Source organism: Mycobacterium sp. NGS33, from assembly GCF_059812885.1.
Genome location: NZ_JCALDN010000001.1, coordinates 269,462 through 283,132 on the forward strand (window position 1 = coordinate 269,462; position 13,671 = coordinate 283,132).

Genomic DNA, 13,671 nt, shown 5'->3' on the forward strand with positions numbered 1-13,671 from the left:
CCCACGGCGATTGGCCTAGGCCGGCTGGCGGACCGGAAGTCCCGCCGCGCAATAGATCGCATCAATGACGGCCATGTTCTCGATCGCAGCTTCCGGTGTTGTTGCCACAGGCTCGCCCCGTAATACCGCGGCGGCGAAAGCGTCGAGTTGATATGCGTACGAAGGGCGGCGCGGGAAGCGTTCCGCTCGTTTGCCGTCCGCAGACCGGACTGACAGCCGATGGAAAGACTGTGGCATCACCGGGTTCAACACACGCACCTCACCGCGATCGCCGGTCACCTTGGCGCTCATCTGCAACAGATTTGTGGACCACATGGAGCAGCGGACCCGTCCCGTATGACCGGCGTCGAATCGCAGCTCGGCCGTCATCGCTCGATCCACCTGAGGCCCACGCAGCTTCGCCTGTGCTGAAACGACCTCCGGCGTTGAACCGCCGAATATGCGAACCATATCGACGGCATAGCACCCGGCATCCATTGTCGCCCCGCCGGCGAGGCAGTAGTCGTAACGGATATCGGAGAACTTCGGAAGCGGAAAGCAGAGAGTCGCTTCCACCCGCCGCAACTTGCCCAGCTCCCCCGAGGCTATGATCTCCTCGACGCGCAAAGCCAATGGATGATAACGGTAATGGAGCGCCTCCATCACGACCCTGTCTGACTTCGCGGCCAGGTTGGCGATTTCGCGGGCCTCTTCGGCATTGGCAGTGAACGGTTTCTCACACAAAACATGCTTGCCCGCGGCAAGTGCAGCTTTAGTCCACTTGCCGTGCAAGCTGTTTGGCAGAGCTATGTAGACTGCATCGACATTTGGCTCGGCGATCAGCGCCTCGTAGCTATCGAGGACTCCGTCGATGTCGTGTTCGGCGGCGAAAGCTTGAGCGCGCGACGCATCTCGGGCGGCCACTGCGGCAACCACGACTTCATCGTTGTCGCGGGCTGGGTTAATCAGTGCCATCGGCGCGATACGCGCCGTGCCAAGAATGCCAATCCGCACCGTGGCCGCACGAGACACGCAGCAGATGGTAGCACCAACTACTGCCGCGATAGGCGTGGCATCGGCCGCCCTACGGCGTAGATGAGATTCGGCCCTCTGAGGCGAGCAATCGATCAAGGTAAGCAGGTGGTTTCAGATTGAGCAACCGATCACGCTCGGCGGCCAGATCCGTGTAACTGAGCGCCTCGATCTCCTCCTGAGAGTAAGACAGTCGTGACTCCGAAGATCCCTTCTTGACGATGCCCACGCCCCAGTCGCAGTCGAGCACCGCGATTCGCAGATCCTGGCGCGTGCTCCGCAGGAAGACGATCGCCTTCCAGACGTCGCCACTCCAGTCAATCTCCCACCAGCGGTTCTGCCGGCGGAAATCAGCGTACGAGTCTGCCGGACATGCCACCGATCGTCGCGTCGGGTTGCAGTCGTGCAGGAAAATGACGCCATCGTCACGCAAATAGCGCAAGGTGTTTTCCACGTCGAGAACGACCTGCCCGTAGGTGTGCAGACCATCGATCAGGGCGACGTCGATGCGGCGCTGCTTGAGGAAAGCTGTCTCGTTGGCGAAAAAGGCGTCGCTTGTGGTCTCGAAGTAGTGGGTCGCACCAGCCTTCGAGTCGGCACGTCGCCGCGTACGCGCCGAGAGCCTGAACGCCGGGTCGACGGCGATCTTCTCGTCGGCGGCGATGCGCCGGAACGCTGTCCCACGCGAGACACCAATCTCCAAGTAGATGCTGTTCGGCCGCCCTTCGAGCGCCCGCTGCACGGCCTTAATCCGGTTCATCCGACAACCCTCCCCGAAACGAGCGAATCTAACATCCAGCACGCCGGCGTGTACAAGATCCGTCTCATCTGCGTGTACCGCATCGCTGGCCCGCGGGTATACCAAATCCCAACCCTAACTCCGCCATCACCACGTAACCCGATGACCGCCGGGCCCTTCCATGTCAGTAACGTAACCCAATCACCACAGCCATAAGGCGCAAACAGCTCTGCCCAATAACAGCATCTCGCGAAACGCACTAGCTTGACCGGGTCGCTTGCCAGGACCCAAGCCGAAATGACCTACGACATTGCCCAATGAGCTGCGCCCAAGATGCCTCGGATGTCATGATGGCGCAGAACTTCGGCGGTATGGAGTGAAAAGGGTGGGATTCTCATGAAGTTTGCTTTGGCAAGCTTTGGCACTCGCGGAGACATCGAGCCCTCCGTCGCTGTCGGTCGCGAACTGCTGCGCAGAGGACACGATGTGCGCATTGCCGTCCCACCCAACTTGGTTAGTTTTGTCGAGTCCACTGGCCTCACAACGGTCTCTTATGGGCTTGACACCCAGGATGGGCTCCAGGAGGGCCTCGAAGCGAACCGCGAATTCTGGACGTTGATCTTCCATAACTTCTGGAAGCTTGACGAGCTGCGCGCGGCGTGGCATGGGCTATGGGACCCCGTCGCCGACATGTGGGCGCATATGAATACAACTTTGAAGTCGTTGGCGCAAGACGCCGACTTGTTACTGACCGGCCTCAATTTCGAACAGGCCGCCGCCAACGTCGCGGAATACTACGACATCCCGTTTGCCACGCTGCACTTCTTTCCGATTAGACCCAACGGGCAACTCATTGGGGCACTACCTCCGCCACTGATCCGCGCCGGAATGACGGCGATGGGCTTGGCGTCTTGGCATCTTCTGACCAAGAAGCTCGATGATCTTCAGCGTCGCGAACTAGGCCTGCCGAAGGCGAAAGGCACCTCTTGGCGACGCCTCGCCGAAAGCGGAGCGCTGGAAATCCAAGCGTACGACGAGGTTTGCTTTCCGGGGCTAGCGGCCGAGTGGGCGAAATGGAATGGTCAACGGCCCTTCGTCGGACCGCTCACAATGGAGTTGACCACGGAAGCCGACGACGAAGTCGCGTCCTGGATTGCGTCGGGCACGCCGCCGATTTGCTTCGGCTTTGGCAGCTTTGCGGTCGAATCCCCTTCCGCGACAGTCGAAATGATCGCCAGCGCATGCGCGGAATTGGGCGAACGGGCGTTGATTTGCTCGGGGTGGACCGACTTCCGCGACGTTCCCCAGTTCGACCACGTCAAGGTGGTCGGAGCGGTGAATTACGCGGCGACCTTCCCCGCCTGCCGCGCGGTGGTCCACCACGGCGGGGCGGGCACCACCGCCGCAAGCCTTCGCGCAGGGGTTCCCACGCTGATCCTCTGGACGATGCCCGATCAGCCGATCTGGGGGGCTCAATTCAAACGGTTGAAGGTGGGCACGTCCCGGCGCTTTTCCACGACGACCCGCGAATCACTCGTCAAAGACCTGCGTAAGATCCTTGCTCCCGAATATGCCGTCCGCGCCCGAGAGCTCGCAGCACGGATGACCAAGCCTGCCGAAACCATTTCCAACACCGCCGATCTGGTTGAAAACTTCGCCCGCTCACGGCGTTTTTCCTGACAGAGAAACATGCGTTTGACGGTAGAGTAGGTCTGGCATCGGCCCTATTGAGGGGGACCCGTTTGGTGGTCCAGCCGCTATGCAACTTTCGGTTGGTGGGCCGTGGCCCACTGTAGGGCAAACTCGGCCGGGGTGAGTTCGCCGTGGGCGGTGTGGGGTCGGTTGGCGTTGTAGTCGCGACGCCAGTCCTCGATGATCACTCTGGCTTCCAGCAGGGAGTCGAAGCGCCACGAGTTGAGCAGTTCGTCACGTAGCCTGCCGTTGAACGATTCGATGAATGCGTTCTGCCATGGCGAGCCGGGATCGATGAAAAGTGAACCGGCACTGTTGAATCGGCACCAATCGGCCACCGCGTGCGCGACGAACTCCGGGCCATTGTCGAAGCGCACATAGTGCGGCGCTCCGTGCGCCAGGGCGAGGCCTTCCAGCACGGCGACCACGCCGTCGGCGTCGATGCTGCGGTCGACCTCGATGGCCAGGGCTTCGCGGGTGAACTCATCGATCACGTTGAGCATCTTCAACGTGCGGCCATCGGCGGTGGTGTCGAACTGGAAGTCCATCGCCCAGATGACATTCGGCCGAATCGGTGACATCGCGCCCACTGAGGGGGACCCGTTTGGTGGTCCAGTCGCTATGCAACTTTCGGTTGGTGGGCCGTGGCCCACTGTAGGGCAAACTCGGCCGGGGTGAGTTCGCCGTGGGCGGTGTGGGGTCGGTTGGCGTTGTAGTCGCGACGCCAGTCCTCGATGATCACTCTGGCTTCCAGCAGGGAGTCGAAGCGCCACGAGTTGAGCAGTTCGTCACGTAGCCTGCCGTTGAACGATTCGATGAATGCGTTCTGCCATGGCGAGCCGGGATCGATGAAAAGTGAACCGGCACTGTTGAATCGGCACCAATCGGCCACCGCGTGCGCGACGAACTCCGGGCCATTGTCGAAGCGCACATAGTGCGGCGCTCCGTGCGCCAGGGCGAGGCCTTCCAGCACGGCGACCACGCCGTCGGCGTCGATGCTGCGGTCGACCTCGATGGCCAGGGCTTCGCGGGTGAACTCATCGATCACGTTGAGCATCTTCAACGTGCGGCCATCGGCGGTGGTGTCGAACTGGAAGTCCATCGCCCAGATGACATTCGGCCGAATCGGTGACATCGCGCCCACGGCGACACCGATACCGGACAAACGCTTCTTACGGCGCCGCTGAGGGACCCGCAGGCCCTCCTCGCGCCACAGCCGCCGGATGCGCTTGTTGTTGACCCGCCTACCCGCTCGGCGGGCCATCTTGGCCGCCCGCCGCCACCCCCAGCGGGGCCGGTCGGTGGAGAACCGGCGCAGCCAGGCACGTAGCTCGGATTCCTCGGTGCTGATCGGTGGCGGCGTCAGGCGCATCGTGGAACGGTGCAGACCGACGACGGTACAGGCGCGGCGTTCAGAGACCCCGAACCGCTCGCGCAACATGGTCGCTGCGCGGCGTTTGCGGTTCGGGGTCAGAAGTTTCCCGACCCGATCTCCTTGAGCATGTCGATGTCGAGGGCTTGGTTGGCGACCAGTTTCTTGAGGCGGGCGTTCTCGGCCTCGAGCTCTTTGAGCCGCTTGGCGTCGTTGGCCTTCATGCCGCCGTACTGGGCCAGCCAGCGATGCCACGTCGATTCCGCGATCTCCAAATGCCGACACACCTCGGCCGCCTCTTGGCCCGAGGCGAGCAGCTTGTTGCCCTCGGCGAGTTTGCGGATGATCTGATCCGGCGTATGCCGCCGGCGCTTGTTCGATGCCATGCCGTCGTCGATTCTTCCTGCCCGAACACTCGAGCAACAGAGTCCCACAACGACTGGACCACTACGACGGGCTCACCTCAATAGAGGTAGGCGTGGGCCGCGGCGGCGACGGCCAGCGACGCGGCGAGGCCGAGCCGAACCAGTGCGTGCGTGAAAGTCATTGCAGTGTGCGCTCCTTCAAGGCCAAGGCGGCCTCTCCCCTGGTGTAGCTGACCTCGCGGATGCCCAACGCGTCGCGCAGCTTGCCCGCGGGCAGCGTGACCGGCTTGGGCGCCGGCCCGTCACCCGGGCGTGGTAGCGGGTAAGCGGTGGTGGTTCCGCTGTAGAAGCTCACGTTGCCTTCGGTTTTGGAGAACAGTTGGTGGACATGGCCGTTGAGGCAGGTGACGGACGAAAAACGGCGCAGGTAGCTCAGCGCCTGGGTGGCGTCGTCGGTGCCCCAGCCCCACCGCGGGTACATGGCGAACAGCGGGATGTGGCTGAACACAACGATGGGCGTGTCGCTGGACAGGCGGGCGACGTCCTTCTTGACGAACTCCAACTGATCGGCGCCCAGATGGCCGAGCTTATGCAGGTTCAGGGTATTCACGAGCGCGATCAGGTGCACGCCGGCGATATCGAGGCTGTACCATCCATCGCCAACAGAACCGGCGCCGAATGCGTTTCGGTACTTCTGCCCCGCGTCGTCGACCGAGTCATGCTCCCCGGGCACGGTGAGCACGTGTGGCGTCTTGAGGCCCGTCATCATCTGCTTGACCTGGTCGAACTGCTCCGGACTGGAGAGATGGGTGAGGTCCCCGGTGTGGATGACGAAATCCGGTGTGTACCCGAGGTTGTTGACCTGATCGATCGCGTGGCCAAACGTCGAGGTGACATCCGGGTTAGGTGCGCCGGTGAAACCGAGGTGGCTGTCGCTGATCTGGGCGAATCGCAGGGCGGGCCGGCCCGCCGTGTGCTGGGCCGCGGCGTCCCCGGCGACGTGGGAGATGACCTCACCGCCGGCCACGGCGAACCCGACGGCCGCACCGAACCAAGCCGTGTGCCGGATGAGCTGGCGGCGGGTCATGCCGTTCGCGTGGTCGCTCATCCCGTCACCACCACCGTGCCGCGCATCATCGGGTGAATCGAGCAGACATAGTCGAAAGTCCCTGCGGTGGCGAAGGTATGGGTGAAGATGGCTCCGGTGCCCATGCCGGGTGAGTGAAACGAGCCGTCGCTTGCGGCCACCGTATGGGGTTCTTCGTCGCGGTTGGTCCACGTGACGGTGGTTCCGGCGGTGATGGTCAGCGAGGCGGGTTGGAACGCGAAACCGTCGATGGTGACCTGGTTTCCGCGCACGGGAGCCGCCGGTGCGGATATCGACGGCTCGGTCGTGGGCGCGGGGGTGGTCGCGACCGGCCGTGACTGGGAGCAACCGGCCAACAGCAGCGCCGCCACGGCGGGCACGACCACCGAACATCTTCGCAGCATGGGGATATCCATGCCCAGAGATATGGCGGTGGGTTACACCGCTCAGGCCGGCCGCTCGGGACGCGGCGGCGCGAACACCTCGATGCTCCCGTTGTCCTCACGAACCATCAGGGACGGCAACGGCTTTGGCGCTATCGGCAATTGGTGGGTGAGCACCTGGCCGGCGGGCGAGAACGACGTGGTGTGGCAGGGGCAGCGCAACGTGTCGTCGGGCGCGTCGAACCACAGCTTGCAACCCTGATGCGTGCACACCCCCGAGACCGCCTGGACTTTGCCGTCGACGCGGCGGACGAATCCGGTCACCGAGCCGAGGTCGAAGGCGTGCATGACACCGTCGGGCACCTCCGAGCTGGCCGCCACCCGCTGCCAGCTGCCCTCGTTGGGGGTGAGTTGCCCGGCCGCGGCCTCGGGGGCGTGACCGTCGCCGGATTGGCCGCGGATCAGGGCGCGATCGACGGAAACCGCGGCGACCGCCGCCGTCGCGGCGGCCGACGTGCCGACGATGACCTGACGGCGGGTGCTGCCGCGGCCCGGCGCCGTTTGCGTTGGCGCGCCGGACATCTGCTCGGCGAGGCGCCGGTGCAGGTCGGTCAGGAACTCTGGACGCGGCGCGTCACCACCCTCGCGGGCCGCGCGCAGCTCGATTGCCGTGCGCAGCTGCGCCGCCTCGAAATCGTCGGGAGCGAACGGCCTGGGCCGGCGCCCCCGCAACAGATCGTCCACATAACGCCGCAACCCTCGCGCATTCATGGCTGGCCCCCATCGTTGACCTGGGCCGCCAACCGCAGGGCGCGGTGCTGGAGCACTTTGGCGTTGGCCACGCTGATCCCGAGTTCCGCGGCTGACTCCTTGATCGAATTGCCCTGCAGAAAGCGCGATTCCAATATCTGGCGGTAGCGGTCCGGCAGGCTGTCCAGAACGCGGGCAACCCGCTGCGGCGCGGTGCTGATCGCGTCCTGGCTGTCGGCTGGTTGTTCGACGTCCTCGATCGAGGTTATCTCGCGCCCCAGCGTCTCGCGCCAGTGCGCGGCCAGCACCGTCCTGGCCGTAGCCCGCAGATACGCCCGCACCTCGGCGACGCTCGCGGTCAGCCGCAGCGGCCGCAGCGCGGCCAGGAACACCTCGGCGGTGAGGTCCTCGGCGTCGGTGTGGTTTCCGACGCGCGCGAACAGCGTGCGGTACACCCAGGTCGCGTTGTCGGAGTACACGGCTTCCCAGCTCGGGTAGCCGGCGTCATTGCCGTCGTCGGGCACCGCGCGCAGGGGTCGCGGGCCGACGGGTTCATTTCTTGCCGCCACTTGCCTCCTTCACCCGATGAATATCGACTCGGGTTACACGGGTCAGGGCGCAGCGAGTGCGGCTTCGGCGGCCATGAGCTGGTCGAGCTTGGTGGCGGTGGCCGAGAACACGGATTTGGCGATGCTCAGTATCCGCTCGCGCACCCGCGGCTTCGCCGACGCCGCCGGCAGCAGGTGGCCGATCAGATGGCCGAACAGATCCAGGCGCGCCGCGGAGAGCCACGACATCAGCTCCGGGTCGTCGAACCAGCGCAATTGATTGGTGTAGTCGGCCAGCGCCAGCCGCAACCAGTCGAGGTCGGTGTCCGGATGCGGCAGCGGCACACACAGCTCGTTCTTCACCGCGTCGTCGCGGTACGCGGCCTCGACGTGCGCGATCAGCGCAGCGCTGAAGATCTGCTGACAGCCGCGCACGCTTTGCAACGTGATGCCTGCGGCGTCGAAAATGGGTGTGGCGGGACGCTTTTCGGCACCGTCCGCAGTGCAGTCGATGTACAGTTCGTCGCCGCTGACCGCCACGGTGCCGCCGTCGAGAATCAGCCTGCCCGCCTCGACGGCCACCAGGTGACCCATGCGCACCACGTCGGTGACGCGCCGCAGCTGCTCGAGTTCGAGCCGAGTGACGGTCGCGCAGCGATACATCGCGGGCCGGACCGCCGGGTCGACCCGCAACAGCACGCCCGCGTCTTCGAGACGCGCGAACAGATCCTGCGCCGAGGCCGCGTCGTTGATCGCGCGCAGCTGTGCGGTGAAACTGGCCTTGAGCTTGTCGGCGAACAACGTGCCGGGCTGCATCGTCTCGCGGTCCAACAGCCACGAATCCCGGGGCATGATCCAGGTCAGCCGATCCGGTTCGACGCCGTGACCGAGCAGCCACAGGCAGGTGTCGATTCCGGTCTTGCCGGCCCCGACGACGACGTAGCGCTCGTACGGGCCGAGGCGGGGCAGGTCGTTGGGCGGGACGCACGCGATGCCGTGGGCCACCTCGTACGGGGGGCGGCGCATCGCCGGAACCGTGACCCGCATGTAGGTGGCGTCGACGACGCGGCACGTCCCGCCGACGGTGTAATCGGCGCCGGCCAGCGTGCGGAACCGGCAGTCACCGAGGTATTCGCTCATCGGGAAGTAGCTGACCCGCCCGGTCGGCAACCACTCGCGGCGCATGATGCGGTCGTAGTACGCGCAGATTTCGCCGGCGGTCGCCAGTTCGTAAAGGCCCCTGTTCCAACCGACTTGGTCGATGGTGTCGCTGCCGAGCCTGGCGGAGTTGACGCCGTAGAACGCCGAGGGCTGATGCAGTCGCACAAACGGGTAGGCCATGGTCCAGTGCCCGCCGGGGGCGTGGTGGCGGTCGACCACCACGACGCGGGCCTCCGTCTCGGAGACCAGCGTGTCGGTGAACGCCATGCCCATGGCGCCCGCGCCGACCACCAGATAGTCGGCCGCGATGGTGTGCATCAGCTGTCAGGCTAGCCCGCTCCCACCTTGCCAACGCCCGAACCGCGTTACTAGGATATGCAAGTATCCGCTTAAGCGCTCAACCACACCCGAGGGCCCCATGACCACACAGATTCCGCACTTCATCGACGGGCAGCGCACCGCCGGCCAGTCCGGCCGCAGCGCCGACGTCTTCGACCCGAGCACCGGGAGCGTGCAGGCCACCGTGCCGATGGCCGGCCAGGCCGACATCGACGCCGCGGTGGCATCGGCAGTTGAGGCCCAAAAGGGTTGGGCGGCAACGAATCCGCAGCGGCGAGCCCGGGTGATGATGCGCTTCATCGAGCTGGTCAACCAGTCAGTCGACGAGCTGGCCGAGCTGCTGTCGCGCGAACACGGCAAGACGCTGGCCGACGCCAAGGGCGACATCCAGCGCGGCATCGAGGTCATCGAGTTCTGCATCGGCATCCCCCACCTGCTCAAGGGCGAGTACAGCGAGGGCGCCGGGCCGGGCATCGACGTCTACTCGCTGCGCCAGCCGCTGGGTGTGGTCGCCGGCATCACCCCGTTCAACTTCCCGGCGATGATCCCGCTGTGGAAGGCCGGCCCGGCGCTGGCCTGCGGCAACGCCTTCGTGCTCAAGCCCAGCGAGCGTGACCCGTCGGTCCCGGTCCGGCTCGCCGAGCTGTTCTTGGAGGCCGGGCTGCCACCGGGCGTGTTCCAGGTCGTGCACGGCGACAAGGAGGCCGTCGACGCCATCCTGAACCACCCCGACATCCAGGCCGTCGGGTTCGTCGGCAGCTCCGACATCGCCCAGTACATCTACGCCGGGGCCGCGGCCACCGGCAAGCGCTCACAGTGCTTCGGTGGCGCCAAGAACCACATGATCGTGATGCCCGACGCCGACCTGGACCAGGCCGTCGACGCGCTGATCGGCGCCGGGTACGGCAGCGCCGGCGAGCGCTGCATGGCCATCAGCGTCGCGGTCCCGGTCGGCGACAAGACCGCCGACCGGCTGCGCGCCCGCCTCATCGAGCGGATCAACAACCTGCGCGTGGGCCACAGCCTGGACCCCAAGGCCGACTACGGCCCGCTGGTGACCGAAGCGGCCGTGGCGCGGGTGCGCGACTACATCTCCCAGGGCGTCGACGCGGGCGCCGAGCTGGTGATCGACGGCCGCGACCGCGCCAGCGACGACCTGACCTTCGGCGACGCCAACCTCGAAGGCGGCTTCTTCATCGGCCCCACCCTGTTCGACCACGTCACCCCGGACATGTCGATCTACACCGACGAGATCTTCGGGCCCGTGCTGTGCATCGTGCGCGCGCATGATTACGAGGAGGCCCTGCGGTTGCCGTCGGAGCACGAATACGGCAACGGCGTGGCGGTTTTCACCCGCGACGGCGACGCCGCCCGCGACTTCGTCTCGCGCGTGCAGGTCGGCATGGTCGGTGTCAACGTGCCGATCCCGGTGCCGGTGGCCTACCACACCTTCGGCGGCTGGAAGCGTTCCGGCTTCGGCGACCTCAACCAGCACGGCCCCTCGTCGATCATGTTCTACACCAAGACCAAGACCGTGACGTCGCGGTGGCCGTCCGGCATCAAGGACGGCGCCGAGTTCGTCATTCCCACAATGGATTAGGCCGGCTGATTCATGGCTTCCTTTACCCTCGACGACGACGAACGGGTGATCACCGAGACGGCCGCCGCGTTCGCCGCCAAGCGCCTCGCGCCGCACGCCCTGGAATGGGATGCGGCCAAACATTTTCCGGTCGACGTGCTGCGCGAATCCGCCGAACTCGGCATGGCGGCGATCTACTGTCGTGACGACGTCGGCGGCAGCGGGCTACGCCGCCTCGACGGGGTCCGCATCTTCGAGCAGCTCGCCATCGCCGACCCGACCACCGCCGCATTCCTGTCCATTCACAACATGTGCGCGTGGATGCTCGATACGTTCGGCACCGCCGAGCAGCGCAAGGACTGGGTGCCCCGGCTGGCATCCATGGACGTCATCGCCAGCTACTGCCTCACCGAGCCGGGCGCCGGGTCCGACGCCAGCGCGTTGAGCACCCGCGCCGTCAAACAGGGCCCCGAAAAAAATGCAGACTATGTGCTCGATGGCGTCAAGCAGTTCATCTCCGGCGCGGGCGCCTCGGACGTGTACGTGGTGATGGCCCGCACCGGCAATGAGGGCCCGCGCGGCATTTCCGCCTTCGTCGTCGAAAAGGGCACCGCGGGACTGAGTTTCGGATCCCTCGAGGAGAAGATGGGCTGGCATGCCCAACCCACCGCCCAGGTGATTCTGGAGGGGGTCCGGGTGCCGGCCGACGCGATGCTGGGCGGCGCCGACGGCGAGGGCGCCGGGTTCGGCATCGCGATGAACGGGCTCAACGGCGGCCGGCTCAACATCGCCGCGTGTTCGCTCGGTGGCGCCCAAGCCGCCGCCGACAAGGCCGGAGCCTATGTGCGCGATCGGCAGGCGTTCGGGTCGTCCCTGCTCGACGAACCGACCATCCGGTTCACCCTGGCCGACATGGCCACCGGTCTCGAGACATCGCGAATGATGTTGTGGCGGGCGGCCAACGCGCTGGACACGAACGATCCCGACAAGGTCGAGTTGTGTGCGATGGCCAAGCGCTACGTCACCGACACCTGCTTCGAGGTCGCCGACAAAGCCCTGCAGCTGCACGGCGGCTACGGCTACCTGCGCGAGTATGGTCTGGAAAAGATCGTCCGCGACCTGCGGGTGCACCGAATCCTGGAAGGGACCAACGAGATCATGCGGGTGGTCATCGGCCGGGCCGAAGCCGCACGGGTCCGCGCAACCGTATAGAAAGGTCGTGGAGATGACCGAGCACCTGACGGTGGCCTTCCTGGGCCTGGGCCACATGGGCGGCCCCATGGCGGCGAATCTCGTTGCGGCCAAACATGCGGTGCGTGGATTCGATCCGGTGCCCGCGGCGTTGTCCGCGGCGACGGAGGCCGGCGTCACCGCATTCGGCAGCGCCACCGACGCGGTGGCCGGGGCTGACGTCGTCGTCACCATGCTGCCCAACGGGGAGCTGGTCAAGCGCTGCTACGCGGAGATCCTGCCGGCCGCGCGACCCGGCGCCCTGTTCATCGACAGCTCGACGATCTCGGTCAACGACGCCCGCGAAGTGAATGCGCTGGCGGAGTCGAACGGCGTCGCGCAGGTGGACGCGCCCGTCTCGGGCGGGGTCAAGGGTGCCGTCGCCGGGACGCTGGCGTTCATGGTCGGCGGTGACGCCGACGCCCTGCAACGCGCGAGGCCGGTGCTGGAACCCATGGCGGGCAAGATTATTCACTGCGGCGCGGCCGGGGCCGGGCAGGCCGCGAAGGTGTGCAACAACATGGTGCTGGCGGTGCAGCAGATCGCGATCGGCGAGGCGTTCATCCTGGCGGAGAAGCTGGGGTTGTCCGCGCAGTCGCTGTTCGACGTCATCACCGGGGCGACCGGAAACTGTTGGGCCGTGCACACCAATTGCCCTGTGCCCGGCCCGGTTCCGACGTCGCCGGCCAACAACGACTTCAAGCCGGGTTTTGCCGCCGCGCTGATGAACAAGGACCTGGGCCTGGCGATGGATGCGGTGTCCTCCACCGGATCGGCGGCGCCGCTGGGCTCCCACGCCGCCGAGATCTACGCGAAATTCGCCGCCGCCCACGCCGACAAGGATTTCAGCGCGGTCATCGAGATGCTGCGCGGCAGCAAAGAACTACCGGGCTAGAAGTCACCGGCGTTGCGCCGCAACGTTTCAATGCTCGCCGCCAGGCTCTGCGATTCGGTGTCGGTCATCCCGATGTCGGCGAACACCTGCTTGTTGAGGGTGACGGTGGCGTCCTCGACCGTGGAGCGGCCCAGGTCGGTGATCTGCACCAGCGTGGTGCGCCCGTCGGTGGGGTGCGGTACCCGTTGCACCAGTCCGTCGGCCTCCAGCCGCCGGATGGCGTGCGTCACGCTGGTGACGTGGACCTGCAACCGGTCGGAGGCCTTGGTGATGGGCAGCGCCCCGGTCCGGCTGAACGCCAACAGCCGCAGCAGTTCGTACCGCGAGAAGCTCAGGTCGTAGGGGCGCAGCGCGGTCTCGACCCGCGCCAGCAGGATCTGGTGCGCGCGCATCACCGAGGTCACCGCCACCATGCCCGGTGCCACGTCACCCCACCCGGATCGCTCCCAATTGGCGCGCGCCGCGGCGATCGGATCGCGCTTGTCCGGTTGTGATTGCGCCACGCCCCTTCTTACCGCAC

13 protein-coding genes and 1 pseudogene are annotated in these 13,671 nt (G+C 65.9%); 4 read left to right on the top strand and 10 right to left on the bottom strand.

What is annotated here, in order from left to right; genetic code table 11:
- Positions 1-15: 15 nt before the first annotated feature.
- Entirely contained in the window at positions 16-1,011 is a 996-nt protein-coding gene (locus AC5Y5B_RS00990; protein ID WP_500002790.1) for a Gfo/Idh/MocA family protein, read from the bottom strand.
- Between the two features lie 52 nt (positions 1,012-1,063).
- On the bottom strand, positions 1,064-1,771 hold the full coding sequence (locus tag AC5Y5B_RS00995; RefSeq protein WP_500002793.1) for a class I SAM-dependent methyltransferase: 708 nt from the start codon (positions 1,769-1,771) through the stop codon (positions 1,064-1,066).
- Positions 1,772-2,146: 375 nt separating this feature from the next.
- Here AC5Y5B_RS00995 and AC5Y5B_RS01000 point away from each other — a divergent pair, with 375 nt between their 5' ends.
- Positions 2,147-3,430, top strand: coding sequence for a glycosyltransferase (locus AC5Y5B_RS01000; RefSeq protein WP_500002795.1), 1,284 nt, complete (start codon positions 2,147-2,149; stop codon positions 3,428-3,430).
- A 77-nt stretch (positions 3,431-3,507) separates the two neighbouring features.
- On the opposite strand, the pseudogene AC5Y5B_RS01005 reads toward AC5Y5B_RS01000, so the two are convergent.
- From AC5Y5B_RS01005 to AC5Y5B_RS01035, 7 genes and pseudogenes are all read right to left on the bottom strand, one after another.
- Positions 3,508-4,035 (bottom strand): annotated as a pseudogene (locus AC5Y5B_RS01005) (integrase core domain-containing protein); the annotation flags it as partial.
- A gap of 26 nt (positions 4,036-4,061) precedes the next feature.
- Positions 4,062-5,200 (bottom strand): IS3 family transposase gene (locus AC5Y5B_RS01010; protein WP_112635047.1). Its coding sequence is split into 2 segments (ribosomal slippage): positions 4,062-4,930 and positions 4,930-5,200, totalling 1,140 coding nucleotides; the frame shifts between segments, so codons are not numbered across the junction.
- A gap of 157 nt (positions 5,201-5,357) precedes the next feature.
- Positions 5,358-6,287 carry a metallophosphoesterase family protein gene (locus tag AC5Y5B_RS01015; protein ID WP_500002798.1) on the bottom strand — a complete coding sequence of 310 codons (930 nt, stop codon included), beginning with the start codon at positions 6,285-6,287 and terminating at the stop codon, positions 5,358-5,360.
- Positions 6,284-6,670 carry a cupredoxin domain-containing protein gene (locus AC5Y5B_RS01020; RefSeq protein ID WP_500002799.1) on the bottom strand — a complete coding sequence of 129 codons (387 nt, stop codon included), beginning with the start codon at positions 6,668-6,670 and terminating at the stop codon, positions 6,284-6,286. The genes AC5Y5B_RS01015 and AC5Y5B_RS01020 overlap by 4 nt, the downstream gene beginning before the upstream one ends.
- Before the next feature lie 42 nt (positions 6,671-6,712).
- Entirely contained in the window at positions 6,713-7,420 is a 708-nt protein-coding gene (locus AC5Y5B_RS01025; RefSeq protein ID WP_500002801.1) for a Rieske (2Fe-2S) protein, read from the bottom strand.
- Entirely contained in the window at positions 7,417-7,968 is a 552-nt protein-coding gene (locus tag AC5Y5B_RS01030; RefSeq protein ID WP_112632645.1) for an RNA polymerase sigma factor, read from the bottom strand. The genes AC5Y5B_RS01025 and AC5Y5B_RS01030 overlap by 4 nt, the downstream gene beginning before the upstream one ends.
- A 42-nt stretch (positions 7,969-8,010) precedes the next feature.
- On the bottom strand, positions 8,011-9,426 hold the full coding sequence (locus tag AC5Y5B_RS01035) for an NAD(P)-binding protein (RefSeq protein ID WP_500002805.1): 1,416 nt from the start codon (positions 9,424-9,426) through the stop codon (positions 8,011-8,013).
- A gap of 100 nt (positions 9,427-9,526) precedes the next feature.
- On the opposite strand from AC5Y5B_RS01035, the gene AC5Y5B_RS01040 reads away from it, so the two are divergent.
- The 3 genes from AC5Y5B_RS01040 to mmsB are packed head-to-tail and all read left to right on the top strand — an operon-like array spanning position 9,527 to position 13,151.
- Entirely contained in the window at positions 9,527-11,047 is a 1,521-nt protein-coding gene (locus tag AC5Y5B_RS01040; protein WP_500002807.1) for a CoA-acylating methylmalonate-semialdehyde dehydrogenase, read from the top strand.
- A gap of 12 nt (positions 11,048-11,059) precedes the next feature.
- Positions 11,060-12,238: an acyl-CoA dehydrogenase family protein gene (locus AC5Y5B_RS01045; RefSeq protein ID WP_500002810.1), complete on the top strand. Its 1,179-nt coding sequence runs from the start codon at positions 11,060-11,062 to the stop codon at positions 12,236-12,238.
- Between the two features lie 13 nt (positions 12,239-12,251).
- A complete protein-coding gene (mmsB, locus tag AC5Y5B_RS01050; protein WP_500002812.1) occupies positions 12,252-13,151 on the top strand; it encodes a 3-hydroxyisobutyrate dehydrogenase in 900 nt (299 codons plus the stop codon).
- On the opposite strand, the gene AC5Y5B_RS01055 is transcribed toward mmsB, so the two are convergent.
- Positions 13,148-13,654, bottom strand: a complete 507-nt coding sequence (locus AC5Y5B_RS01055) for a MarR family transcriptional regulator (protein WP_500002815.1) — start codon at positions 13,652-13,654, stop codon at positions 13,148-13,150. The genes mmsB and AC5Y5B_RS01055 overlap by 4 nt on opposite strands.
- Positions 13,655-13,671: the final 17 nt, after the last annotated feature.

Excerpts from the sequence above, each read along its gene's own strand:
- AC5Y5B_RS01000 (WP_500002795.1), top strand. The coding sequence starts at position 2,147 with ATGAAGTTTGCTTTGGCAAGCTTTGGCACTCGCGGAGACATCGAGCCC.
- AC5Y5B_RS01015 (WP_500002798.1), bottom strand. The coding sequence starts at position 6,287 with ATGAGCGACCACGCGAACGGCATGACCCGCCGCCAGCTCATCCGGCAC.
- mmsB (WP_500002812.1), top strand. The coding sequence starts at position 12,252 with ATGACCGAGCACCTGACGGTGGCCTTCCTGGGCCTGGGCCACATGGGC.
- AC5Y5B_RS01045 (WP_500002810.1), top strand. The coding sequence starts at position 11,060 with ATGGCTTCCTTTACCCTCGACGACGACGAACGGGTGATCACCGAGACG.
- AC5Y5B_RS01020 (WP_500002799.1), bottom strand. The coding sequence starts at position 6,670 with ATGCTGCGAAGATGTTCGGTGGTCGTGCCCGCCGTGGCGGCGCTGCTG.
- AC5Y5B_RS01040 (WP_500002807.1), top strand. The coding sequence starts at position 9,527 with ATGACCACACAGATTCCGCACTTCATCGACGGGCAGCGCACCGCCGGC.
- AC5Y5B_RS00995 (WP_500002793.1), bottom strand. The coding sequence starts at position 1,771 with ATGAACCGGATTAAGGCCGTGCAGCGGGCGCTCGAAGGGCGGCCGAAC.
- AC5Y5B_RS01025 (WP_500002801.1), bottom strand. The coding sequence starts at position 7,420 with ATGAATGCGCGAGGGTTGCGGCGTTATGTGGACGATCTGTTGCGGGGG.
- AC5Y5B_RS01035 (WP_500002805.1), bottom strand. The coding sequence starts at position 9,426 with ATGCACACCATCGCGGCCGACTATCTGGTGGTCGGCGCGGGCGCCATG.